We start from the raw sequence: 1,570 nt of genomic DNA, 5'->3' as shown, positions 1-1,570 counted from the left end.
TTTTAAGGCATATCGGCGAACGCCGTGCTGTACCGGGCCGTAACGCGTCGGATTCTCCAGAATCGAAGTGACGCCGGCTTCTATGGCGCTTACGAATCGACCGCCCAGTCCGGACTTCTCCTTTTCGTATCTCAAAGCGGCTTCACGATATTCCGCTATAGCGTCCGGATGAAATGAGAGAGTCACCTGGTACGCCGGACGGCTTCGCGGACCTCGCGCAACGCGTCACTTCCCGGGACGAGCTCGACTCGGCCTGCCTCTACGTCAGCCATGCGGCGCTGCACCTCGGCCAGTTGCCGCGCTTCCAGGTCCGGGCTGGTGGACGAGTTGACGCTTTCCACAAGACGTTCCGCGAGCAACAGCCGAGAGTCATCGGGCAGCGCCAGCGCCTCTTCAAGGATTTGTTCAATCGTTGCGGGCATGCTGAGAGCTTAACCGCGTTGGAGACGGATTCAAGCGCGAGTTAGGCGCGGTTCCAATTCCGAACGCGAAACCCGCCTGGCGCGGCCCGTTCCGTACGCGCCCCAATGCTCGTCGAGCACCTTCCGGTGGGGGGCGGTGATCGGTAGTTCTCGAAAGTCAATTGGCTGCCAACGCATCCCGCGTCGGCAGGCGGTTTTGCTGCATCAAGATTCGAATCTCCTTTTGCGAGAGCGCGCGATCCAAAAGGAAAAGTTCGTCGATCGCGCCGCGGAAACCGGCCGTGCCTTGTTCGTTCTGTCTGCGGCCAATCGCTAACGTCTCCGTCCCGCTCAGGACAACACGCGGCTCGCCGCCAAGGCCTTTGACTTTTGCTTTGATGAAATGCTTCGCGGAGACGCGATCCAGGCGGCCATCCACGTATTGTTTGATCTGCATTTTCTGCGGTCCGCGGAGCGAGTGCGAAAAGACGACAGCCACGTGGTGCCATTGGCCGTCGCGTAACGGGGTCGTGCCGATGATGAAGCCGCGGCCCACGCTCGTCCTCAATGCGCCGAATGCGCCCTGGTGCGGCGCGCGATTCCAGGCGAACTCGACGGGGTCCCCGTTCGATGCGAGCGGCCCGGAAAGGATCGGCTCGGATTCGGCGACGCTGGCGTCGGGCGGCACCTTGATCCAGAAAGCGACGGTGAGCGGGTTTCGTTGGGCGAACGGCGGCAAGAGGGCCGTTGCGGTGAGTTGGCCGTCGCAATTCAGAGCCCGCCCCCAGCGTCCTTCCGCTCGCGCTGTCGCATGGGTGGACAAAGGTGCAAAGGCGAGCCTCGCTGCATATTTGGTGGCATTCGCCCTGGCTTCTCCCTCTCTTCCCGGGAAAGGAAGGAGCGGGTTAGGGAGAGCGGGACGGGTTTCCTGGACTTTCCCCTCTCCTTGGTTCTCTCCCCGCTCGTTCCTCGTGGGGAGAGGAAGAACAGGTGTCCCAGGCTTGTTTGAGTCAGCGCTGGAGGTGCCGGTGACCTGAACTGCAGCGAAATCGCCTGCCGTTTCATCGAACGGCCAATGGACGAACGAGGCGGGTCGGAGGACACGGTCGAGGGCGATCTTGCGCGCGAAGCGCTGGAGCTTTTGCTCGCGATTGCGCACTTCAGCCACC

General features: G+C 62.1%; 2 protein-coding genes. Both read right to left on the bottom strand.

Translation table 11 applies throughout. The features are described from left to right. Positions 1-182 precede the first annotated feature (182 nt). On the bottom strand, positions 183-422 hold the full coding sequence (locus tag FJ398_27580) for an addiction module protein (GenBank protein ID MBM3841637.1): 240 nt from the start codon (positions 420-422) through the stop codon (positions 183-185). Between the two features lie 157 nt (positions 423-579). Beyond that, the gene (locus FJ398_27575; GenBank protein ID MBM3841636.1) at positions 580-1,569 is read right to left on the bottom strand and encodes a LamG domain-containing protein; all 990 of its coding nucleotides are present in this window, start codon (positions 1,567-1,569) and stop codon (positions 580-582) included. Position 1,570 lies beyond the last annotated feature (1 nt).

Source organism: Verrucomicrobiota bacterium (assembly GCA_016871535.1).
Lineage (GTDB): Bacteria > Verrucomicrobiota > Verrucomicrobiia > Limisphaerales > SIBE01 > VHCZ01.
This window is presented reverse-complemented; position numbering and strand designations above follow the sequence as displayed.

Excerpts from the sequence above, each read along its gene's own strand:
- FJ398_27580 (MBM3841637.1), bottom strand. The coding sequence starts at position 422 with ATGCCCGCAACGATTGAACAAATCCTTGAAGAGGCGCTGGCGCTGCCC.